The sequence below is a fragment of the Saccharospirillum sp. ABV4_185 genome, from assembly GCF_056159245.1.
Genome location: NZ_JBSWUW010000001.1, coordinates 1831482 through 1852529, shown reverse-complemented (window position 1 = coordinate 1852529; position 21048 = coordinate 1831482). Strand labels below are relative to the sequence as shown.

The following is a 21048-nucleotide window of genomic DNA, read 5'->3' as shown; positions in this document are numbered from 1 at the left end:
CGACAAGTTTCAACACCGTTACGACTCGCTGGCCCACCTATCGCTTGTATTCAAAGTAGAGAGTGTCGGCCCTCCCCTGATCGTCCATTCCCACGGAACGTTCAACATGCTCGTTCTCGAAGCTGATTTTCAGGACCTCGTCTTCCGTAAGTCCGACATAACGAATCAGGTGCATCGCCGTCTGCTGCCCCTTCCTGTCGCCAGAGGCTTCATCCTTTTTCTTTTTGAGATAAGCAACCAGTGCGTCCGTCTTTCTCTTCCAACTACATCGATACACACAATACCCGTGAATGCCGACACCAGCACCAGCCAGTGTCACTATAAAACCCGCAATAGCAGCTATATCGGCCCAATAAGCGAGATATGTACTTGAGTTCACTTTGCCCCCTTTATCTAACGTGATTAAAACACCCCTATATTGTTGATTGAAGCAGCCTTAAACTCTAATCCTCTCATTTAGCAATGGTTCAATGAATTGATATAGCTGCTATCGTGTCCGCTTTTACACTAAAAAAAACAGATACCCATTATTTACGGAAGGTCGAAGTTAAGACACTTCACTCGAACCTTTGCGAGCTCAGATAAAATCGCTTCAAGATCGATCGAATTTCCTCGAAAGGTTAGCGTTTTTGTAGATGGGTTATAACTTCGGTGGAATATCTGTGGAAGCACATCTGCATTGGGACTAAAAGAATCGATTCTATAGTCCATGTAAACAGCAGAGTTTTTTTCTTTGAACCATTCTTCTATTCGCTCATCGTAGTGCTCAAAGTGATTTCGAAAAGTCCGCTCGGAGAGTAAATTATCGTCTTCCACACCAAGAAGATTTCGCAAGTGCTTTCCGCGCTGAGTACTGCCTCTACTAGAAGGCCATAAGATCTTCGAAACATTTGCAGTAGCAACTAAAATCGACTGAATAGCTGACCATGTTTCTATAAGATCCGTAGTGCTTTCGAGTTGGCAAGCTGCCAACTCAGCAAATTTAGCTTGAGTAACAATTTCGCCTATAAGAACTAATTCAACCAGCGGCTTAATATCGAGACCTATTATCATTAGTGTTTGTGGAACTCTGATTCATTGAATCACAGCGACTATTCTAGGCTCTTAAAAGTCGTCTTTTACGTATCCCGAGTTTCGCAGATGTCCCTGTAAGGATATCATAATGAATAACTCGGCAATTCAGCGTTAACTAATAGCCACGAACACACATCTAATATTACTACCATCACTTACCAGCTAAAACACCACTGCTGACTGGCGATTTAACGGATGCCAAAAACGCCCAGCGTCGTCTCCCTGCTTCGGATCTGCTATATGCCTTCATCAAGCGCACTCGCTCTTCGGCTTTGCGGTCGACCTCCGCTTGCACTTCAACCGGCAGCTTACAATTCGTTTCATATAGTGGCATCGGTCTCTCCTAAAAATTTCAGTCTAACATTAGAAAAAAAGCATATACCCTGTAACTCTAGTACTTGTGGCTACAGCCACATGTAAACTCCCGAGCATTACCATTAGATTGCTTGGATAAATCGATTTTCACAAACAGGGCCATGTAACAGGATGTTGCTTTCGAAAACTTGAAACCCCACGTGCCGGACATCTTTCCAATAAAAATCACCCTAAGCTATTACTATCAATCCCATCATATACATGGACTATGGCAGTGGTGCAAAAGTGTGAGATTTTATAATTTAATGGTACAAATGTGCTTATAAAGTATTGGTATTAAACCTCTAGAGGCCAGTGTTCTCGGCACCGGTTTTATAATTTATTGGTACAATCGACACTGAGTCGGCAACTGATCAGGAGCGGGATCCTCTATGGCGGTACATCTGATCCTCGGTGGTGCCCGCTCCGGAAAATCCCGCTTTGCTGAAAACCGCGCGCTGCATAGCGCCGGTGGTTTGCATTATTTAGCCACCGCCCGCGCCGGCGATGCCGAAATGCAGGCGCGTATTGCACACCATCAAGCCGGGCGCGACGCCCGCTTTCAAAGCCATGAAATCCCGCTTGATCTTGCTGCTGCCGTGGCCGAATTCGACCACACCAGTAACACCATTCTGGTCGATTGCCTGACGCTTTGGCTCAGTAACTGGCTGACGGAAAATCCCGATCACTGGCCCGCCCAGCGCCAGGCGTTTCTCGATGCGCTGCAAAACAGCCAAGGTGATTGGCTGCTGGTCAGCAATGAAGTCGGTCAGGGCATCGTACCGCTGGGCGAACTGAGCCGGCGTTTTGTCGATGAAGCCGGCTGGTTGCATCAGGCCATTGCTGAACTGGCCGATGAAGTGACCTGGGTCGTCGCCGGCTTGCCACAAACCTTAAAAGCGCCCTGATATGCCCTATTCTTTTGCCATTAACGCCCTGCCGACCGATCTCGATATATCCATCCAGCAACGGCTCGATAACCTGACCAAACCGCCGGGTTCGCTGGGGCAGTTGGAAACCATCGCCGCACAGATTGCCCGCATTCAACAAACGACAAAGCCACAGCTGGGCGCGTTGCATCATTGGGTCTTTGCCGCCGATCATGGCGTTTGTGCTCAGGGCGTCAGCCCCTATCCAAGCAGCGTAACGCGCCAGATGGTGCAGAACTTTCTCGCTGGCGGTGCGGCCATTAATCAATTTTGCCGACAACATTCGGTGCCACTCAAAGTGGTCGATGCTGGTTTGAATGCCGAGCCGCTGGACGATCATGTCGATTTAATTCAGGCCCGCCTTGGCAACGGCAGTGCCGACTTTACTCAACAACCGGCTATGTCACAGGCACAGTTTGAGCAGGCGATCAGCACCGGCGCGGAGTTAGCACGACAGTCGCTCAAAGCTGGCGCCGATGTGCTCAGCTTTGGCGAAATGGGCATCGGCAATACCACGGCCGCAGCGGCTTTGATGGCCGCCTGTTGTAATCGCGATGCCGCAGATTGCGTGGGCGCTGGCACCGGAGCTTCGAAGCCGATGCAACAACACAAGGCCGACGTTATCGAGGCTGCGTTACGCCTGCACAACTCACAGCTAAAGGATGGTGCGGCAATTATGCAGCATCTTGGCGGCCTGGAATTGGCAATGCTGGCCGGCGCGATGGCTGCCACGGCCGAAGCCGGCCATGCCTTTATCGTCGATGGCTTTTTGGCGACGGCGAGCTTAGCGACGGTCTGGAAAGATCAGCCGGCCATTGTCGATTACGCCTTATTCAGCCACTGCTCCGATGAAAGTGGTCACCGCCAGTTACTCAAAGCGCTCGGCGCAAAACCACTGCTGCAACTGGACCTGCGTTTGGGCGAAGGCACTGGCGCGGTGCTGGCCTGGCCGTTGATTCAGTCGGCGGTCGCCATGCTCAGCGGCATGGCCAGTTTCGACAGCGCCGGTGTCAGCCGGAGTGACGCCGAATGATCGCTGCGCTGGCTCGCCAATATCACGCCTTCTTTAACGCCTGGGTGTTTTTCACGCGACTGCCAGCACCGCCTAGGGTGGTGTTTAACGACGACTACCTAAACCAGGGCAGTCGCTATTTCAGTTGGATTGGATTAATCGTCGGCGCATTGCTGGCACTTATCTTTTATGGCCTGCAGTTAGTTTTACCAACAACTCTGGCAGTCGGTTTAATGCTCGGCGCCAGCCTGCTGCTGACCGGCGCTTTTCACGAAGATGGTTTGGCGGATGTATTCGATGGCCTCGGTGGCGGCTTTAGCAAAGACGCCGCTCTGAGCATTATGAAAGACAGCCGTCTCGGTACTTACGGTGCAGCAGCGCTGGTCATCACACTTGGCTTGCGCGGCATCGCGCTGTTCTACATTTTAAGCGCTGCGCCGCTGAGCGCTTTCTGGCTGCTGCCTTTATTACACGGCTGGAGTCGTTTCTGGGCGATTTCGACCTTATGGACACTCGACTACGCGCGCGCCGATGCCACTAGCAAAAGCAAACCACTGGCGACGCGCTTTGGTGTTGGCGCCAGCCTGGTCGCAGCCTTACCACTGCTATTGATAATGATACTGCCTTGGCAAACGTTGCTCTGGGCTTTGTTGTTGGCGGTGTTATTGCGCGCTGTTCTGATCGGTTGGTTCGGCCGTCGCCTCGACGGCTATACCGGCGATTGCCTGGGTGCGGCCCAGCAATTACAGGAGTTACTGTTGCTGCTGGTCTGGGTGGCCTGCGGTGTTTAACAGCCCGCAATTCGTGCGTCACGGCGCGCCGCTTGAGACCGGCTTCTGTTATGGCCACTTCGACCCCATCTTGTTGGAAACACCGGCGCAAACGGCAGCTCGGTTAAAACCAAAGCTCGCGCCCTGGCAACGGCTGTTCACCAGCCCATCGCCACGCTGTGCGGAACTGGCGCTGGCTTGGGACGAAAAGGCTGAGTTAATACCCGCATTACGGGAACTGAATTTTGGCGACTGGGAAGGCAAACCCTGGGAGGTTATTGATCGCGCCGGACTCGATAGATGGGCGCAGCAACCTCTGGATTTTGTTATCCCCGGTGGTGAAAGCGGCCGCGATCTGTACCGGCGCGTGGCCGACTGGGCCGATACCATCCGCCTCGATAAGGGCGATTTGATCATTGCCCACGCTGGTAGTTTGCGTGCCCTGGCGGCAATCTTGTTAGAGTGTCCTTTTGATGATTGCTGGCAATGGCCGTTAGCCTACGCCACGCCGGTACGCTTGAATCCGAACACCGCTGGCTTCGTATCCGACGACACCGCTTGAGGCGGTCGAGCAGCCAGCTACCGATTTCTTTTGAAACTTTGGGATCTAACCATGAGCAACGACATCGAACAGATTGTCATCATCGGCGGTGGCGCCGGCGGGCTGGAACTGGCCACGCGACTGGGGCGCCTGTGGGGACGCAAAGGCAAGGCGCGCGTCACCCTGATCGACCGCAACAACACCCACCTGTGGAAACCGCTGCTGCACGAAGTGGCCGCCGGCTCGCTCGATGCGGGCGTCGATGAGGTCAACTACCGTGGCCATGCACGCCGCCATGGTTTTCACTTTACCCTCGGCAGCGTTTACAGCCTGGATAGAGACCGACGCGAAGTCATACTGGCACCGCTGGTCGACGAAGAAGGCCAGACCGTGCTCGACGAACGCCGCGTGCGCTACGATCAACTGATCTTCGCGCTCGGCAGCGTCACCAACGATTTCGGCATTCCCGGCATCGCCGACCATTGCCTGATGCTCGATGCACCCGGCCAGGCCGAACGTTTTCATCGCCATCTGCTCAACGCCTTTTTACGTCAAGACCGCGAACGCGCCGCCGGTCAGGATGCCCAACTGAAGCTGGTGATTGTCGGCGGCGGCGCCACCGGTGTTGAGCTGTCGGCAGAGTTGTACAACTCCGCCACGGTGTTGCAGGACTACGATCTGGAGCATATCGGCCCGGAACATTTACAGGTCAGTCTGCTCGAAGCCGGCCCGCGCATTCTGCCAGCACTGCCCGACCGCATTGCCGGTTCAGTGATTAAGGAGCTGGGCAAGCTGGGCGTTAAGGTGCGTCATAACACCAAGGTGGTACGCGGTCACGACGGCGCGCTGGAAACCGACGCAGGCGAGATGATCGACGGCGACATTATGGTCTGGGCCGCCGGTGTTCGCGCACCGAATTTCCTTAAGGATCTGGCCGGGCTGGAAAGCGCGCGCAACAACCAACTGATGGTCAACCAGACCTTGCAGACGACGCGCGACGAACGCATCTGGGCGCTGGGCGACTGCTGCGCCTGCCCACAAAGCGATGGCAGCTGGGTGCCACCACGCGCTCAGTCTGCGCACCAGATGGCGAGCCACATTCTGAAAAACCTTAAACGCCAAAAAGCCGGTAAGGCTTTAGTGGATTACCACTACAAAGACCACGGCTCACTGATCAGCCTAAGCCGTTTCAGTACTGTCGGTTCCCTGATGGGGAATCTGACGCGCGGTTCGATGATGATCGAAGGTCGCCTGGCGCGGATGGTTTATATCAGCCTCTATCGCCAACATCAGATGGCGCTGCACGGCGTGACGAGAACCCTGATGCTGGCGTTAATTGACCGGCTGAACCATGCCATTCGGCCGAGGTTGAAGTTGCATTGAGGCGCCTGGCGGCGCCTGCTTGATGCTTAACGGGAGACGCTAATTACTGCACGGGCGCCGCCGGCGCCCGACAAACCTGCGTCTCCCGGGCGCGGCCTCAAACGGCGCCCAAAAACTCCCTCCGCCGCGCCGCGTCCTGCAAAAACACCCCACCCAATGCCCGCGTTTCCGTGCGCGACTGGCCGTCGCGAACGCCGCGGGCCTTCACGCAGTAATGCGTGGCGTCAATCTGTACCGCTACGTCCTCGGTGCCGAGCAAGGTCTGCAACGCCACCAGAATCTGCTGCGTCAATCGTTCCTGAATCTGCGGGCGTTGCGCGAAGAAGCGTACAATGCGATTGATCTTCGACAGACCGATGACTTTTTCTTTCGGCAAGTAGGCCACCGTCGCCAGCCCATCGATGGTGACGAAGTGGTGCTCGCAGGTCGACAACACTTCGATGTCGCGCACCCGCACCATTTCGTTGACGTTCATCTTATTATCGATCTGGGTGATCTTGGGGAAGTGCTGATAATCCAAGCCGGAGAAAATTTCGTCGACGTACATTTTGGCGATGCGCAATGGCGTTTCCACCAGGCTGTCATCCGTCAGATCTAAACCTAAGGTGCCGGCGACTTCAGCCATTAAACTCTCAATGCGCTCCACTTTCTGATCGCGATTCAAATCATTGGGCACCATGGGCGTTTCCAATCCGCGGGCGATCAAGGCTTCCTGGACGGCCAGGGCTTCGTTACTGAGCATGGGCAATTTCCGATCTGGGCAGGTTTATGCAATACGACGTCGTTAGCGTGTCGGATGACCGCCGATCAATAGACCGACGGTTCGCCTTCCGGGCGGGTCTTAAAGCGCTTGTGCAACCACAAATACTGCTCGGGTTGTTCGCGCACCTTGGCTTCCAGCCATTCGTTGAATACCCGGGCGTCGGCGTCTTCATCGTCGCTGGGAATCGGCAAGGCGGGTTCAAAGCGCGCCACATAACGGCACGGATCTTCATCGCGATAGAAAAACACCGGCACCACCGCCGCGCCGCTCGATTTGGCGAGCTTGGTGGTCATGGTGACGGTGGCGGTGGGAATGTTGAAAAACGGCACGAAGGTGGAGGCCTTGCGACCGTAATCCTGATCCGGTGCGTACCAGACGATGCGGCCTTCACGCAGCGACCGGATCAAGCCACGCATATCGCGCCGGGCGATGCTGCGTGAACACCAGCGTTCGCGCGACCGGGTCATAAAGTAGTTGAGCAGTTCGTTGTCGTGCTTGCGGTAGATCAGATCGTATTCGCGAATCAGACCAAACAAAGCACCGGCCATATCGAGGATGGTGAAGTGACCACCCACTAACAACACTCCCTTGCCCTGCTGCTGAGCGGCATCGAGATGTTCGAGGCCTTCCCAGCGGACTTTATCGCGCATCGGCTCCATGGGTTTCACCCAGGAACGCGCGGTTTCCAACATGCCGAGAATGTAGGAGAAGAAGCTGCGTTTAAGCAGCTCGCGGTGCTCGGTCTCGCTCAAATCGGGAAAACACACTTTCAGGTTACGATCGGCAACATGGCGACGACTGCGCGCCGCCGCCATCAGGATCGGCGTTAACCAGCGCGCCACTCGTACCCGGCCGCGTTCGCTGAGCCGGCCAATGCAGTGCATAAAACCGATAAACAGCCAGGGTCCCCAATAACGCGGGGCAAGGAAATCGCGATAACGGAAGCGATCGGTTACGCGTGAATCGCGTTGGCGGGTTTTTCGGGGACGAGGTGCTTTGGCTTGACGCATGCTGGGCCGGGATCGTTAAATGACGCTCTAGTTTATCAAAACCGGCCCAGCCGGGCGATTGCAAATCAGGACATTCAGACAATGGCTAAGCCTCTGCCTAAAATTCTCACTCGCCGCCGCGGCGCCCATAAGCTGCTCAGTGCTCTGGCGGCCTTGCAAGTCCATTGGCAAGGCTACAAGGATGCGCGCGCGGCCCTGAAGGCGCGCAAAAAAGCCGGCCGCGCTTAATCGTCACGCTTCCCTGCCGGGCTGGCTTAAGCCAGTCCCAAGACTCCATCCATTTCCACATTCGCGCCCTTGGGCAGTTCGGCCACGCCGATAGCGGCGCGCGCCGGGTATGGCTGCACGAAATACTCGGTCATGATGTCGTTGACGGTGGCGAAGTGGCCGAGGTCGGTCAGGTAGATATTGAGCTTGACGATATCCTGCAAACTGCCGCCGGCCGCTTCACAAACAGCGCGCAGATTACGGAACACCTGATGCACCTGAGCGGAGATGTCGCCGTCAACCAGCGTCATGGTTTCCGGCACCAGCGGAATCTGGCCCGACAGATAGACGGTGTCGCCCATCTTAATGGCTTGCGAATAGGGACCAATCGCCGCCGGGGCCTGGTCGGTACTGATAACGCTCTTGTTCATGGTGAGGCTCTCTTTGAGTCGATTTTATTATGAATGTCGGCTTCAGCCCGGCCATATCGCCGACTGACAGCGCTGAAAAAGTGAGCCACGCATTATCGCCAATTGCGGCGTAACTACAAAGCACTACAATCCGCTAACATTCATCCTTTTTCCCTTATTGCGGGAGTTCGTTCGCTCATGAATTGGTCCGTCAATGACGCTTTGGAACGCTACAACGTCGATCGCTGGTCAGAAGGTTATTTCGGCATAGCCGAAGATGGCCGTGTCACGGTGCGCCACGATTCCGGTGACATCCGCCTGACGCGCATCGTCGAGGCGGCGCGCAGTCAGGGACTGCAATTGCCATTGCTGGTGCGCTTTCCGCACATCCTTCACGATCGGGTAGCGCGTATTGTTGAGGCGTTCGATCAGGCCATCGTGTCGGAAAAATACCAGGGGCGTTACCAACCGCTGTATCCGATTAAGGTGAATCAGCAGCGTCGTGTGGTGGAAGAAATCATCGCCGGCCAACAGCGCGTCTGTGGCGGCCGCATTGGCCTGGAAGCCGGCTCCAAACCGGAACTTTTGGCGGTAATGGCCGAAGCCTACAAAGGTGAGACCACCTTGGTGTGCAACGGCTATAAAGACAAAGAATTTATCCGCCTGGCGTTACAGGCGGAGAAACTCGGTCACCGGGTCTATCTGGTGGTCGAAAAAGCCAGCGAAGTCGACTGGATTGTGCAGATCGCCCGCGAGCTCGGAGTGCAGCCACGCATTGGCGTAAGAGCACGGCTGTCGTCGATCGGCAAAGGCAACTGGCAGAACACCGGTGGCGAGAAATCGAAGTTCGGCTTGACCGCCTCGGAAGTGTTGAACGTGGTCGAAACCTTAAAAGCTGCGGACCTGCTCGACGCCTTCCAACTGCTGCATTTCCATCTCGGTTCACAGATTGCCAACATCCGCGATATTCAGGTCGGGCTGCGCGAGTGTGCGCGATTTTATGTGGAACTGCGTGAGCTCGGTGCGCCGATCAGTGCGGTGGATGTTGGTGGCGGCCTGGGCGTCGACTACGAAGGCACGCGCTCGCGCTCCAGTTGCTCGATGAATTACAGCACGGCCGAATACGCCAACAACGTCATCTATGCCTTCCGTCAGGCGGCGGAAATGGCCGATCAGCCGCATCCGGATGTGTTCAGCGAATCCGGCCGTGCGGTGACCGCTCACCATGCGGTGCTGATCACCGACGTGATCGAAGAAGAACGCGCCGAAAGCAGCGAATTGCAGGCGCCGGACGCCGAGGCGGTGCCGGCGCTGCACGAGCTCTGGTCGTGCCATCAGGATCTCGACAGTCGCAAACGTTCATTGCCGGAGCTGTATCACGATGCCGGTTACTTTCTCAGCGAATGTCACCAGGCCTATAACCTCGGCCAGTTGAACCTGGCCGGTCGCGCTCAGGCCGAAGAGCTGGCGCGCAGCCTAAACCTGAAATTGCGCACGCGACTGAACGCCGCCAAGAGCAGCCATCGAGTTATTCTCGATGACCTGAACGAAAAGCTGGCCACCAAGCTGTTCGTGAATTTTTCGGTGTTTCAGTCGGTGCCGGATATCTGGGGCATTGATCAGATTTTCCCGGTGCTGCCATTAACTGGCCTCGATCGTGAACCGACCGAGCGCGGTGTTATTCAGGACATCACCTGCGATTCGGACGGCCGCATTGATGGCTATGTCGACGGCGAAGGCATCGAAACCACTCTGCCGCTGCCCGCCTGGCAGGCCGACGAAAAACCCTGGCTGGGCTTTTTTATGGTCGGCGCCTATCAGGAAATTCTCGGCGATCTGCACAACCTCTTTGGCGATACCGACAGCGTCGATGTTTACCTCGATGGCGGCGATGCGGTGCGCCTGGAAAACCAGCGCAAAGGCGATTCGATTGAAGCGGTATTGCGCTCGGTCGATTTCAATCCGGAATTGCTGCGCTCGGCTTATCAGCGCCAGCTTGATGCGTCGACACTCGATAGCGAGCAGCAAAGCCGTCTGATGCGCGATTTCGAGCAGGGCCTTACGCGCATTACCTACCTGGAAGCGCGCCAGGCGACGGCGCCGATCGACGCTTGAGTCTGCGCTGCCCGTTTTGCAGCGCGCCGTTTTCGGGTGATTATCCGGCGCGTAGCGTCGGCGCTCACACCGTTAAATGTGAGCGCTGCCGACGGGCATTTTTGATCGGGGTGCGCAAAGGCTGGTTCGGCTATCGCCGCGAAACGCGGGTGCGCTGAGCGCGGTTACAGCTGGATAATACTGTCCCAGGCTTCGCGCCAATGCTCAAAGCGATGGCTACCACCGGCGTATTGGTGCAACTCACACCAGGGTTCGCACAGGGCCGCGGTGGCGGCGCTGTCGAGTACCTCATCGCCCTGATCCAGCAACACCGTCAGCCGATCACCAAAACCGGCCAACAATGAAGGCACGCGTTCCAGCCAAACGCTCAGTTCCGGGCCAACCGCTGGATCAACAGAGTGGCGGCTGCCGGTCACATAGTTGGTCAACTGCTGACCGAGACTGTCTTCCAGCAAACCGCTTTTGGCCACCAGCAAAGGGTTAATCAGCACCGCCTGGGCATCAAAGCGGTCGCCTTCGGCCAGCGCCAGCAAGGCCAGTAAACCGCCCATCGACGAGCCCATCAGCAGCGGACGACCCGGGGCGTCATTGAGTTTTTGCACCAGACCCGACAGCGCATCGTGCATCTCGGCAACACTGTAGTAGAAGGCGTTATGCGCCTGGAAATGCCAGCCTTGAGCCACCACCTGGTCACGAAAATAGCGCGCTTTATCGCTGGGAATCTGGCCGTCGACTTCGACAGCGGAATTGAAACCGTTGGTATAAATGAGGGTTGTACTCACCGTCCGGTCCTGTTCGGTTGCGTTGCCCGACATCCTTGTCGAAGCGGGTGCCGTTTACAAGGCGGGCGCTTCCGCGCCGGCGGCGGCCACATCGGCTTGGCTGGCACGCTGGTAGCGGCCAACGGCGGTAAGCAGTGATTGCAAGGCGGTGGTCGAGGTATCTTCCGCCAAGGCCGCAGCTGTCACCGGGGTGTTGTTAACCAGCACCTTCAGGCAGCACAACGCTTTGGCGTTGGTGCCTTCGCTGAGTGCAAATTCGTCGTAGGCGTCGACTTTCAGCGACAAGTCGAACTGTTTCTCCAACGCCGCCGCCAAGGCTTCCAGCGCGCCCTGGCCGTAACCCTGCAACAGGGTCGGGCTGCTGGCGTCGCCGAAATTGACCTGAGCTTCAACACCGGCGTCGGTGCGATGCAGGTCGTAGGTGTGCAAACGCCAACCATCGGGAATGGCCAGGTATTGCGAATCGAACAGGCTGTGCACGCGCTGGGAATCGACTTCATCGCCGGTCACTTCAGCATCGCGCTGTACGACTTTGGCGAAATCGATCTGCAGCCAGCGCGGCAAGGAGATGCCGTAGTCGCGTTCCAGCACATAGGCCACGCCGCCTTTACCGGACTGGCTGTTAATGCGCACCACTTCTTCGTAACGACGGCCCAGATCGGACGGATCGATCGGCAAGTAAGCCACCTTCCAGACATCGCCTTCGCTGCGCTTGTTCAGACACTTGCGAATGGCGTCCTGGTGGCTGCCGGAGAAGGCGGTGAACACCAACTCACCGGCGTAAGGATGACGCGGGTGAGTTTCGATTTCGGTGCAGTATTCAACGGTGCGGATAATGCGCGCCATGTCCGACAAGTCCACTTTCGGGTCAATGCCCTGGGAGTAGAGGTTCATCGCCATGGTCACCAAATCCATATTACCGGTGCGCTCGCCATTGCCGAGCAAGGTGCCCTCGATGCGATCGGCACCGGCCATCAGACCGAGTTCGGCCGCCGCCACACCACAGCCACGGTCGTTGTGCGTGTGCAGGCTGACGATGATGTGTTCGCGCTGTTGAATGTTGTCGCATACCCATTCGATCTGGTCGGCGAACACATTGGGCGTCGCCATTTCCACCGTCGCCGGCAGGTTGATGATCATCTTCTGACCATCCTGGGGGCGCCAGACATCGGTTACCGCGTCGATCACTTCGACGGCGTAATCCAGCTCAGTGCCGGTAAAGCTTTCCGGCGAATACTGGAAGGTCCAGTCGGTATCCGGGAATTGCGCAGCCAAGCGCTGTACTTCTTTGGCACCTTCAACCGCGATGGCTTTGATGCCGTCACGGTCCTGTTCGAACACTTGCTCGCGCTGCACCGTCGAGGTCGAGTTGTAGACGTGCACGATGGCGCGCGGTGCGCCTTTGAGCGCTTCATAGGTGCGCGCAATCAGCTCCGGACGCGCCTGGGTCAACACCTGAATGTTGACGTCATCGGGAATGCGGTCTTCTTCAATCAATTTGCGGCAGAAGTCGAAATCCGGCTGGCTCGCGGCCGGGAAGCCGATTTCGATCTGCTTGAAGCCCAGGTCGACCAGCAGATCAAACAGCTGCTGCTTCTGGGTCAGGTTCATCGGCTTAACCAGCGCCTGGTTACCGTCGCGTAGATCAACCGCACACCACTGCGGCGCCTGCTCGATAACCTGGTCTGGCCAGCGGCGATCAGTCTTGCGGATGGGGGCGAAGGGACGGTACTTGCGATGGTCGAAGCTCATGTCGGTGTCCTGTTATCTCTGACCGGCCGGGATCTCCGGTGGGCTCAGTGTGCAAGATTAGCTAAGGGGTCAATGCAGCTCAACATGATGGACCGGCTCGCGACGATCGGTCGGAACCGGCCAGCTCGGCAGCGGTCCGGGTCGGTCCGACTGCATGGTCTGGCCTTGTGGGCTGGACCGGGTCTCGGCCAGCGTGGATAAACGGCAGACCGGTTGAGCAACGTGACACAGTATAGGTCGACCCTCTCGCAAGGTGTTTGCGAATTTGCTGTTTATTCATATTTATTCGCCATAAAATATCAGAAAACAAATAATAGATGGCATTTAATTTCATCATGAGCGAAAAGCTGGTCAAGATCGACAAGATAGACCGTCGTATTCTGGAATGCCTGCAGGCCGACGGCGGACTCACCAATCAGGAACTGGCCGAGCGTGTCGGTTTATCGCCCTCGCCTTGCTTGCGCCGGGTCCGGGCACTGGAAGAGGCGGGCATCATTTTAAAAAGAGTCACCTTGCTGGAACGCAAGGCGTTGGGACTATCGCTGACGGCCATCATCCTGATCAGCATGGACCGCCACATTCCCGAGCGTTTCGCCGAGTTCCAAAGCCAGATCGAAGCCTGCCCGGAAATTCAGGAATGCTATCTGATTACCGGCCACGACGCCGACTACATGCTCAAGGCGGTGGTGCCGGATATGGATACCTTTCAGGAACTGCTGCTCAACCGCATCACCCGGATTCCGGGCGTGACCGGTGTGCATTCCAGCTTTGTGCTGCGTCGGGTGGTCGATAAGACAGATCTGCCGCTGGGCTATGTCTAGGCGGGCTGTTTGTAGACGAGAATGCTTAGGCGGGAAATAAAACGCTAGAAACGCAAACGGGGCCAGACAGGCCCCGTTTCCTAACAATGCCGCTGGGCGGCACCGCTAACCATCAAACTCAGTTGACAGCGTCTTTCAGAGCCTTGCCCGGCTTGAAGGCAACAGTGTTGCTGGCTGGGATCTGAATGGTTTGACCTGTTTGAGGGTTCTTACCAGTACGAGCGGCGCGGGCACGAGCTTCAAAAGTGCCGAAACCGACCAGAGTCACAGATTCTTTTTTGGCAACGGTGTTGGTGATCTGATCCAACATGGCATTCAAAACATCGTTGGCCTTCTCTTTAGAGATGTCTGCTTTCTCTGCAATTGCAGCGGCCAGTTCAGGTTTACGCATAAGTATTTCCTTCTGTTTTTATCGTGGTACACGATGCATCTTTCAGCATACGTTACGGTTTTTAGGTTGCCAACAGCGGCGGCACTGTGTTCAACCAGGTGTTACGTTCTTTGATACGTTCGCCGCACAGGGCAAAGCCCAATACATCAGCCCCGCGACGACACACGGCCGCTAGATTAGCGCCACTGCCCTCGATTTGCCATGCCCCATCGCCTCTTGGTGGGTAGGCGATCACAGGACAAGCCGGAGTTTTTACCGTTATGGGCATCGCTGGCCAGTTCACTGCGGTCGGCTCACCCGCCAGGGTTTTGGCCAGAGCCCGCGCTGCAGTGGTCAACGGCAGGATATACATGAGGTTCAGGCCATCGATTTCGGCGCAGTCTCCCAAGGCGTAGATATCGGCCTGACTGCTTTGTAAAAATCGGTTAACAACCACGCCCTTATGCACGGCCAGGCCGGCTTCACGCGCCAGTCGTATACGGGGCGCAAGGCCCACCGCCGACAATACCACCTCGGTGCGCAGCTGCTGGCCGTTGGTCAGGCTGACACTCAGCGCACCGTCTGCAGCGCTATCCACCCGGCTGGCCAGCGGTCCCAGATGGAATCGCACACCGAGCTGTTCCAGTTCGGTTTGCAGAGCACGACCGATTTCCGGCGGTACCAGGCCGGTCAGCAGGCTTTCGCTGGGGGCGGCGACGTCCACCTGATAACCGGCACTGGCCAGGTCGTTGGCGAATTCACAGCCAATCAAGCCAGCGCCCATAATGGTGACCTTGGAATGGCCGTCCAATGCCTGCTGGAAAGCGGCGAAGTCGTGACGATCATTCACCCGGCAGATTCGCTCCAGCGCATTGCCTTCCAGCGGTGGTTGCAAAGGTTCAGCACCCACGGCCAATACCAGTCGACCCCAGGTCTGCGGCTGACCCTGACTGAGCTGCAGCGTGCGAGTCACGGTATCGATAGCCGTCACTTCGGTGTGCGTCAGAATCTGCGCCTGGAATTGTTCGGCAGCGGCCTCAGCGGTCATCTGCACCAGATCATCGGCGGTCTGCTGTTTGCTCAGTGCATTAGAAAGGTTGGGCTTGTAATAGCCGGCGCCATCATCGGCGGTGATGATGACCAGAGGGGTGTCACTGTCATGCTTGCGCCATTCCCGGACCAGCGTATAAGCCGCCAGGCCGGAGCCCAGCACCACCAGCGGGGCAGACGTTGAAGTCGGTTTCATGCCAGTTCAATCATCTCGAAATCGGCCTTACTGGCACCACAGTCGGGGCAGTACCAATCTTCAGGAACTTCTTCCCAGGGTGTTCCGGGTGCAATGCCTTCATCGGGCAGGCCTTCGGCTTCATCATAGATAAAACCGCAGACGATACATTGCCATTTCTTCATTTTCGCCTCTGTTGCAGCGAGCGCAGTCGGGGGATGGGTTGGTGCGTTGGACGCAGAAACTACTGACAGCAGCCGCTAAAAGCAAGGCAGTTGTTATCACTGGCAAATGCCCAAACCCGTGGATACACTGGCCGCCGTCGACTGGCCCGGGCAGGACACGGGCTGATAGCAACCGGTCTGAACGGAACCCTTATGACCCTCTCAGCTTGGCCCCATTACCTGAAACTGACCCGACTCGATCGCCCCATCGGCATCTATCTGCTGTTGTGGCCAACACTGACCGCCCTCTGGCTGGCTGCCGGTGGTTTGCCACCCATTCATCTGGTGCTGATCTTTATTCTGGGTACCGTGGCCATGCGCAGCGCCGGCTGTGTGATCAACGATTACGCCGATCGTCATTTCGATGGCCACGTTAAACGCACCGCCACCCGGCCGCTGGCTCAGGGTCTGGTCAGCGAGCGCGCGGCGTTAACATTGTTCGCGGTATTAACGCTGATCGCCTTTGCGCTGGTGCTGCTGACCAACCGCACCACCGTGCTGATGTCCTTCGTCGGGCTGTTTCTGGCGGCGCTTTATCCTTTCATGAAGCGCCATACCTACCTGCCGCAACTGTTTCTGGGCGCTGCCTTTTCCTGGGCCATTCCGATGGCCTACACCGCCGTGGACGCGCCTTTTACTACCGCCACCTGGCTGCTCTATATCGCCAATATTCTGTGGACGGTGCACTACGACACCCTCTACGCCATGGTCGATCGCGATGACGATCTGAAAATCGGCGTTAAATCGACCGCCATTCTGTTCGGCGATGCCGACCGCTTAATGGTCGGTCTGTTGCAGATCATGACCTGGGTCGCCTGGTTGTTGTTGGGACTGCATGCTGATCTGGGTCTGTTCTGGGGCCTGGGCCTGGCCGTCGCCGCCGGTTGTTTTGTGTTCCAGCAGTGGTTGATTCGCCATCGCGAACGCGACCCGAGCTTTCGCGCCTTTCTCAATAATCACTGGGCCGGGATGGCACTGTTCGTCGGTGCGGTGATCGATCTGGGTACGCCGCTGTAACAGCTGCCTTGCGACGCATTGCAGATTTTTGACAATATGATGAAAGCTGTAACACTGCTGTCATCAAAGCCGCGTCTAATAGTCACGAACGTGATAGCCGGGGTTACTCATGAACGCTCGCAGCATTCTTATTGTTGACGACGAATCCGCCATTCGTGAAGTCATTGCCGCCGCTTTGGAAATGGCAGGTTACCGCACGCTTGAAGCGGCCGATGCTACCGAAGCCCATGCGCTGGTGGTCGACCAGAAACCAGACCTGATCCTGCTCGACTGGATGATGCCGCAAGTCAGTGGCATCGAGTTGGCGCGGCGTCTGAAGCGTGATCCGCTGACCGCAGAAATCCCCATCATCATGCTCACCGCCAAAGGCGAGGAAGATCACAAGATCACCGGTCTGGAAGCGGGCGCCGATGATTACATCACCAAGCCGTTTTCACCGCGTGAACTGGTGGCTCGTCTGAAAGCCGTGTTGCGTCGCGCTACGCCGGCCGGGGTTGATGAACCCATCGAAATCCAGGGTCTGACACTCGATCCAGCCAGCCACCGCGTTTACGACGCCAGCGGCGAGCTGAGCATGGGCCCGACCGAATTCCGCCTGCTGCAATTCTTTATGAGCCACCCTGAGCGCGCCTACACCCGGTCTCAACTGCTCGATCAGGTCTGGGGCGGTAATGTCTATGTCGACGAACGCACCGTGGACGTTCATATTCGCCGCCTGCGTAAAGCCCTGGGCTCGCCGCACGAGGCGCTGGTGCAGACGGTGCGCGGCACTGGATATCGCTTCTCCACCAAAGTTTCGGCACAATCGGCTTCATGATCCGAGACATTCGTCGGCCTTATTACCGTAATCTGCTGCTCTTCTTCGCCGCCGTCGCCACGGTCGGCTTCCTTTTGGGTTATCCGCTTCGGGCGTTGTTGGTGGCGTCCCTTGGCTGCCTGCTGTGGCAGTTGTTTCAGCAAGGACGCTTGATCCAATGGCTGCGCAATGGCGCACGCTCTGAACCACCCGACGCCGGTGGCCTCTGGGGCATGGTGTTCGATCACTTCTACAGCGTGCAGCGCGATCATCGTCAGCAAGTGCGGCACCTGCAAAACGTCATCAGCCGCATTCAGACCTCCACCCAGGCGCTGCGAGATGGCGTTATTCAGCTCGATCGTCAGGGTGCGCTGGAATGGTGGAACCCGGCGGCCGAAGCGCTGCTCAGCCTGAAGCCTCAGGATCAGGGCCAGTTGCTGACCAATCTGCTGCGCGATCCGACCTTTGTGCGCTTCTACAACAAGGGCGAAATGAGCGAGACGGTGCAGCTGGAAAACCCGGCCTTTCCGGATCGCTACATCGATGTGTCCATGACCATCTACGGCAAGGGTGAACGCCTGCTGTTGATCCGCGACACCACGCGCATTAAGCAACTGGAGCAAATGCGCCAGGATTTCGTTGCCAACGCCAGCCACGAACTGAAAACCCCGCTGACGGTGCTCAAAGGTTATCTGGAATCCATCCTCACCTTTGGTGGCGATCTGCCACCGGCGCTGAGCAAGGGCCTGACCAATATGGAAGCTCAGACTCAGCGCATGGATAATCTGGTGAACGATCTGCTGGTGCTGACGCGGCTTGACGCCGAAGTACAGCATTCGGTGCGGCAAAGCGTCAATGTGGGTGAATTGCTGGAGAAAATTGCCGCCGATGCGCGCGAGCTGTCGAACGATCGCGGCCATCGCATCAGCGTGCAGCTGGACAGCGACGCCGCCTTGCAAGGCGATGCCTCAGAATTGCACTCGGCGATCAGCAACCTGGTTTATAACGCCGTCAATTACAGCCCGGACGGCAGCGATATCGAACTGAAATGGAAGGCCTCGGCGGCGGGTGGTTTTATCGCCGTTCACGATCAGGGCATCGGCATCGACCCACGCCATATTCCACGCCTGACCGAACGCTTCTACCGGGTCGATCCAGGCCGTTCCAGCGCCCGTGGCGGCACTGGTCTGGGCCTGGCCATCGTCAAACACATCCTGCAGCACCACCAGGCACGACTGGACATTGCCAGTGTGCCGGGGCGCGGCTCGGTGTTTACCTGCTGTTTCCCGGCCGAGCGGGTGTTAGCGGCTGCGGAACGCTCCGACAAGACGGCTTAACACCGCCATCTTATCTTCGTCCTCATCGACAAACTTGACGCTGACGCGAGCGCGTCGGCAATCCTGGCTGGGTTCCTGCAACGCAAGTCCGGTGACAAAACCATTAACCCGGGCCACCACCCCTTCTTGCTCGGGCGCCTGAATATCGACCACCACCTGCTCGTGCAACACTGGCGGGTAGGTGTCCTCAAAGGCGATCTGCACCGCCACTTCGTTCAGATTGATGTCCCGCAACAGGCCCGCCCAGATCGATTGATTAGAGCGCAACGACACCTGCCAGTTCATCTTCTTGCGGTTCTGAGGAACCGGCGGTGCATTATTGTTGTTGGCCGAGGCTACCAGCTTGCTGCTGGGCGAGCCGGCGGTCAGCAAACTGGCCGCCGATGCCTGCTCTGCCGGCTTGCCACCCGTCAACAAGCTGGCTGAATCATCACTGGATTTAGTCTGACTCATGGCCGAACGGCCTTTGAGAATGGCGCGAATCAGGTCTCGGTGATTGACCGACAGGGCTTTGAAAATTTTGCGCAGCAGCTGTTCGTTACTGAACGGCTTGCCGATGTAATCGTTAACGCCCGCTTCCACGGCTTTCACCACGTGGTCTTTATCGCCACGGCTGGTCACCATGATAAAGGGCGTTTTATCTTCGGCTTCGACCTGCTCGCGATCGCGCAGCCATTGCAGCAGTTCCAGGCCGGACAGCTCCGGCATTTCCCAGTCACACAACACCAGATCGTAGCGTTTCTTGACCAAGAGCGCCTGAGCCTTGCTGCCGTTGACGGCCTCATCGATCTGACACTGGGTAAATTGACTGCGCAGAGCGCGCTTCACCAGATCCCGAATAAAGCCAGCGTCATCGGCCACCAGAAAATGTAGTGTCTGCAGCATTCCTTCCTTTCCTGAAAGAGCGGCCCAAGCCGCCAATAAATGTCGATGATAGTGGTTCAGGCTAGTTCAAGGCCAGCGCGTCTACCACTAGTCGGGATCAATTTGCAGTTGCCAGCGATGGGCATCCGGCGTGATGCAACCCAACTCGACCGAACGAAACCGCATATCGCGCTTCAGTGCACGAATGCCTTCAACGACCTCTTCGGGCGTCGCCACCGACCAGTAAATGGCCCGCACCAGATCACGGGCTATCGGCAAGGCGGGCTTGTCGCGATACTGCGGCGTGGTCTTGGCGGGCATCAACAACCGCCATTCCTGGTTATCGGCCTCGGAGACATGATCTTCAAGTAAACCCGGAAATGGATTATCTGCGCTCACTTTGAAACGATGCGCCTGGCCATAGCGCACCGGCGCCAGTAACGACGGTCGCTCCTTAGTGCTGGCCAGCGACTTGTGCGTACTGCTCAACGCCACCGCCAAACCGCTGAACCCCTCCGCCAGATCGCGCCAGCCGGCGTAGCACACTGGCGATGCGAATAACCGCAGCAACCGACCCTGGCCTTGCCAGCCGTTGTCATAATGCGGCTGCTCACCGTCCTGATGACGGCGCGCAGCAGCGCGAATATCGGCTTCAATGGAACCGCCCTGAGCCCGAAAATGCTCGAAGCTGAGCAGGCCACGCACAGCATCCGGCAACGCTTCATACTGACGCTGCCACTCCGCATCCATGGCCTCTTCTGAAACCGGCCGCTGCTGCTGGCGCTGCTGCAACCAACGATCAAACTGCGCAAAGGGATAGGCCAGCGGAGCGCCCGGTTGCATCGGCAAATAGCCAGCCTTAAGCCAACTCAGCCATGCGCTGGGGCCAAACGCATGTAAGCGCCCTCCGGGGCGGTCTGCTTGCTGATTTTCCGACATGAGATGTAAGACTTTTCCTACAAAATGCGTACGCAAGCCGGTCGATTACACCGGCGCCTTTCATGGGTTCGCCAGACACAGCGCCCGGCAACGGGCCTGACCACTGAATCGACTCCGATCAGCGACCGGGTACCACCGCAGTGTCCGTCAAGCAGGCCATATAATAACCATCGTGTTGTGGATGAACACCCGGGAAGCTCGCGGCAGGATGCCCAGCCACGGGAAGGCGCACGGATGCAGGAACCAGGACCGATACCGGGATGGGTATTTCAGGAAAGGGGCAGGATGCCGCTGTGCCAGGATGGCACCCGTTCAGGTACGAACGGCGCCTTTGGGCGGCGACAAGGGGAGGT

23 protein-coding genes are annotated in these 21048 nt (G+C 57.2%); 11 read left to right on the top strand and 12 right to left on the bottom strand.

Translation table 11 applies throughout. The features are described from left to right. Positions 1–37: 37 nt before the first annotated feature. The gene (locus ACXAE6_RS08710) at positions 38–319 is read right to left on the bottom strand and encodes a hypothetical protein (protein ID WP_475146558.1); all 282 of its coding nucleotides are present in this window, start codon (positions 317–319) and stop codon (positions 38–40) included. A gap of 212 nt (positions 320–531) precedes the next feature. Continuing rightward, on the bottom strand, positions 532–1053 hold the full coding sequence (locus ACXAE6_RS08705) for a hypothetical protein (RefSeq protein ID WP_475146557.1): 522 nt from the start codon (positions 1051–1053) through the stop codon (positions 532–534). 767 nt (positions 1054–1820) lie between these two features. Here ACXAE6_RS08705 and cobU point away from each other — a divergent pair. Genes cobU through ACXAE6_RS08680 form a run of 5 tightly spaced genes read left to right on the top strand, consistent with a single transcriptional unit; the run spans position 1821 to position 6063 of the window. Further along, entirely contained in the window at positions 1821–2336 is a 516-nt protein-coding gene (gene cobU, locus ACXAE6_RS08700) for a bifunctional adenosylcobinamide kinase/adenosylcobinamide-phosphate guanylyltransferase (RefSeq protein WP_475146556.1), read from the top strand. A 1-nt stretch (position 2337) separates the two neighbouring features. Next, positions 2338–3390: a nicotinate-nucleotide--dimethylbenzimidazole phosphoribosyltransferase gene (gene cobT / locus ACXAE6_RS08695; RefSeq protein ID WP_475146555.1), complete on the top strand. Its 1053-nt coding sequence runs from the start codon at positions 2338–2340 to the stop codon at positions 3388–3390. Then, complete coding sequence (locus tag ACXAE6_RS08690) at positions 3387–4160, top strand: adenosylcobinamide-GDP ribazoletransferase (RefSeq protein ID WP_475146554.1); 774 nt, start codon at positions 3387–3389, stop codon at positions 4158–4160. Before cobT ends, ACXAE6_RS08690 begins: the two co-directional genes overlap by 4 nt. Next, the gene (locus tag ACXAE6_RS08685) at positions 4153–4701 is read left to right on the top strand and encodes a histidine phosphatase family protein (RefSeq protein WP_475146553.1); all 549 of its coding nucleotides are present in this window, start codon (positions 4153–4155) and stop codon (positions 4699–4701) included. Before ACXAE6_RS08690 ends, ACXAE6_RS08685 begins: the two co-directional genes overlap by 8 nt. A gap of 51 nt (positions 4702–4752) precedes the next feature. Then, the gene (locus tag ACXAE6_RS08680) at positions 4753–6063 is read left to right on the top strand and encodes an NAD(P)/FAD-dependent oxidoreductase (RefSeq protein ID WP_475146552.1); all 1311 of its coding nucleotides are present in this window, start codon (positions 4753–4755) and stop codon (positions 6061–6063) included. Positions 6064–6160: 97 nt separating this feature from the next. Here the strand turns inward: ACXAE6_RS08680 and folE are convergent, their stop codons facing one another. Further along, complete coding sequence (gene folE / locus ACXAE6_RS08675) at positions 6161–6805, bottom strand: GTP cyclohydrolase I FolE (protein WP_475146551.1); 645 nt, start codon at positions 6803–6805, stop codon at positions 6161–6163. 65 nt (positions 6806–6870) lie between these two features. Then, positions 6871–7836 carry an LpxL/LpxP family acyltransferase gene (locus ACXAE6_RS08670; RefSeq protein ID WP_475146550.1) on the bottom strand — a complete coding sequence of 322 codons (966 nt, stop codon included), beginning with the start codon at positions 7834–7836 and terminating at the stop codon, positions 6871–6873. Between the two features lie 81 nt (positions 7837–7917). Between ACXAE6_RS08670 and ACXAE6_RS08665 the strand changes: the two genes are divergently transcribed. After that, positions 7918–8064, top strand: a complete 147-nt coding sequence (locus tag ACXAE6_RS08665) for a hypothetical protein (protein ID WP_392801614.1) — start codon at positions 7918–7920, stop codon at positions 8062–8064. 26 nt (positions 8065–8090) lie between these two features. Here ACXAE6_RS08665 and ACXAE6_RS08660 read toward each other — a convergent pair whose 3' ends face one another. After that, a complete protein-coding gene (locus ACXAE6_RS08660; RefSeq protein WP_392801611.1) occupies positions 8091–8474 on the bottom strand; it encodes a RidA family protein in 384 nt (127 codons plus the stop codon). 177 nt (positions 8475–8651) lie between these two features. On the opposite strand from ACXAE6_RS08660, the gene speA reads away from it, so the two are divergent. Next, the gene (gene speA, locus ACXAE6_RS08655) at positions 8652–10568 is read left to right on the top strand and encodes a biosynthetic arginine decarboxylase (protein ID WP_475146549.1); all 1917 of its coding nucleotides are present in this window, start codon (positions 8652–8654) and stop codon (positions 10566–10568) included. A gap of 164 nt (positions 10569–10732) precedes the next feature. On the opposite strand, the gene ACXAE6_RS08650 is transcribed toward speA, so the two are convergent. Next, complete coding sequence (locus ACXAE6_RS08650; RefSeq protein ID WP_475146548.1) at positions 10733–11350, bottom strand: YqiA/YcfP family alpha/beta fold hydrolase; 618 nt, start codon at positions 11348–11350, stop codon at positions 10733–10735. Positions 11351–11404: 54 nt separating this feature from the next. Further along, entirely contained in the window at positions 11405–13102 is a 1698-nt protein-coding gene (gene leuA, locus ACXAE6_RS08645; RefSeq protein WP_475146547.1) for a 2-isopropylmalate synthase, read from the bottom strand. A gap of 317 nt (positions 13103–13419) precedes the next feature. On the opposite strand from leuA, the gene ACXAE6_RS08640 reads away from it, so the two are divergent. Further along, positions 13420–13923: an Lrp/AsnC family transcriptional regulator gene (locus ACXAE6_RS08640; protein ID WP_475146546.1), complete on the top strand. Its 504-nt coding sequence runs from the start codon at positions 13420–13422 to the stop codon at positions 13921–13923. A gap of 118 nt (positions 13924–14041) precedes the next feature. Here the strand turns inward: ACXAE6_RS08640 and ACXAE6_RS08635 are convergent, their stop codons facing one another. From ACXAE6_RS08635 to ACXAE6_RS08625, 3 genes are all read right to left on the bottom strand, one after another. Continuing rightward, positions 14042–14314, bottom strand: a complete 273-nt coding sequence (locus tag ACXAE6_RS08635; RefSeq protein ID WP_108126709.1) for an HU family DNA-binding protein — start codon at positions 14312–14314, stop codon at positions 14042–14044. A 61-nt stretch (positions 14315–14375) separates the two neighbouring features. Next, a complete protein-coding gene (locus ACXAE6_RS08630; protein WP_475146545.1) occupies positions 14376–15539 on the bottom strand; it encodes an FAD-dependent oxidoreductase in 1164 nt (387 codons plus the stop codon). After that, positions 15536–15703, bottom strand: coding sequence for a rubredoxin (locus ACXAE6_RS08625; protein WP_392801591.1), 168 nt, complete (start codon positions 15701–15703; stop codon positions 15536–15538). Before ACXAE6_RS08625 ends, ACXAE6_RS08630 begins: the two co-directional genes overlap by 4 nt. 192 nt (positions 15704–15895) lie before the next feature. Between ACXAE6_RS08625 and ubiA the strand changes: the two genes are divergently transcribed. The 3 genes from ubiA to phoR all read left to right on the top strand — a co-directional run bounded on the left by ubiA (position 15896) and on the right by phoR (position 18892). Continuing rightward, positions 15896–16759, top strand: a complete 864-nt coding sequence (ubiA, locus tag ACXAE6_RS08620; protein WP_475146544.1) for a 4-hydroxybenzoate octaprenyltransferase — start codon at positions 15896–15898, stop codon at positions 16757–16759. Positions 16760–16868: 109 nt separating this feature from the next. Next, entirely contained in the window at positions 16869–17576 is a 708-nt protein-coding gene (phoB, locus tag ACXAE6_RS08615) for a phosphate regulon transcriptional regulator PhoB (protein WP_392801585.1), read from the top strand. After that, positions 17573–18892 (top strand): phosphate regulon sensor histidine kinase PhoR, encoded by a 1320-nt coding sequence (phoR, locus tag ACXAE6_RS08610; protein ID WP_392801582.1) that lies wholly within the window; start codon positions 17573–17575, stop codon positions 18890–18892. Before phoB ends, phoR begins: the two co-directional genes overlap by 4 nt. Here phoR and ACXAE6_RS08605 read toward each other — a convergent pair. Both ACXAE6_RS08605 and ACXAE6_RS08600 read right to left on the bottom strand, forming a co-directional pair. Beyond that, positions 18857–19777, bottom strand: coding sequence for a response regulator (locus ACXAE6_RS08605; protein ID WP_475146543.1), 921 nt, complete (start codon positions 19775–19777; stop codon positions 18857–18859). The genes phoR and ACXAE6_RS08605 overlap by 36 nt on opposite strands. Positions 19778–19864: 87 nt before the next feature. Beyond that, positions 19865–20599 (bottom strand): hypothetical protein, encoded by a 735-nt coding sequence (locus ACXAE6_RS08600; protein ID WP_475146542.1) that lies wholly within the window; start codon positions 20597–20599, stop codon positions 19865–19867. Positions 20600–21048 lie beyond the last annotated feature (449 nt).

Bases quoted from the DNA above. Each gene is read 5' to 3' on its own strand.
- folE (WP_475146551.1), bottom strand. From the start codon at position 6,805: ATGCTCAGTAACGAAGCCCTGGCCGTCCAGGAAGCCTTGATCGCCCGC.
- ACXAE6_RS08625 (WP_392801591.1), bottom strand. From the start codon at position 15,703: ATGAAGAAATGGCAATGTATCGTCTGCGGTTTTATCTATGATGAAGCC.
- ubiA (WP_475146544.1), top strand. From the start codon at position 15,896: ATGACCCTCTCAGCTTGGCCCCATTACCTGAAACTGACCCGACTCGAT.
- leuA (WP_475146547.1), bottom strand. From the start codon at position 13,102: ATGAGCTTCGACCATCGCAAGTACCGTCCCTTCGCCCCCATCCGCAAG.
- ACXAE6_RS08705 (WP_475146557.1), bottom strand. From the start codon at position 1,053: ATGATAATAGGTCTCGATATTAAGCCGCTGGTTGAATTAGTTCTTATA.
- ACXAE6_RS08660 (WP_392801611.1), bottom strand. From the start codon at position 8,474: ATGAACAAGAGCGTTATCAGTACCGACCAGGCCCCGGCGGCGATTGGT.
- ACXAE6_RS08630 (WP_475146545.1), bottom strand. From the start codon at position 15,539: ATGAAACCGACTTCAACGTCTGCCCCGCTGGTGGTGCTGGGCTCCGGC.
- ACXAE6_RS08690 (WP_475146554.1), top strand. From the start codon at position 3,387: ATGATCGCTGCGCTGGCTCGCCAATATCACGCCTTCTTTAACGCCTGG.
- ACXAE6_RS08680 (WP_475146552.1), top strand. From the start codon at position 4,753: ATGAGCAACGACATCGAACAGATTGTCATCATCGGCGGTGGCGCCGGC.
- phoB (WP_392801585.1), top strand. From the start codon at position 16,869: ATGAACGCTCGCAGCATTCTTATTGTTGACGACGAATCCGCCATTCGT.
- speA (WP_475146549.1), top strand. From the start codon at position 8,652: ATGAATTGGTCCGTCAATGACGCTTTGGAACGCTACAACGTCGATCGC.
- phoR (WP_392801582.1), top strand. From the start codon at position 17,573: ATGATCCGAGACATTCGTCGGCCTTATTACCGTAATCTGCTGCTCTTC.
- ACXAE6_RS08640 (WP_475146546.1), top strand. From the start codon at position 13,420: ATGGCATTTAATTTCATCATGAGCGAAAAGCTGGTCAAGATCGACAAG.
- ACXAE6_RS08670 (WP_475146550.1), bottom strand. From the start codon at position 7,836: ATGCGTCAAGCCAAAGCACCTCGTCCCCGAAAAACCCGCCAACGCGAT.
- cobT (WP_475146555.1), top strand. From the start codon at position 2,338: ATGCCCTATTCTTTTGCCATTAACGCCCTGCCGACCGATCTCGATATA.
- ACXAE6_RS08635 (WP_108126709.1), bottom strand. From the start codon at position 14,314: ATGCGTAAACCTGAACTGGCCGCTGCAATTGCAGAGAAAGCAGACATC.
- ACXAE6_RS08605 (WP_475146543.1), bottom strand. From the start codon at position 19,777: ATGCTGCAGACACTACATTTTCTGGTGGCCGATGACGCTGGCTTTATT.
- cobU (WP_475146556.1), top strand. From the start codon at position 1,821: ATGGCGGTACATCTGATCCTCGGTGGTGCCCGCTCCGGAAAATCCCGC.
- ACXAE6_RS08665 (WP_392801614.1), top strand. From the start codon at position 7,918: ATGGCTAAGCCTCTGCCTAAAATTCTCACTCGCCGCCGCGGCGCCCAT.
- ACXAE6_RS08600 (WP_475146542.1), bottom strand. From the start codon at position 20,599: ATGCAACCGGGCGCTCCGCTGGCCTATCCCTTTGCGCAGTTTGATCGT.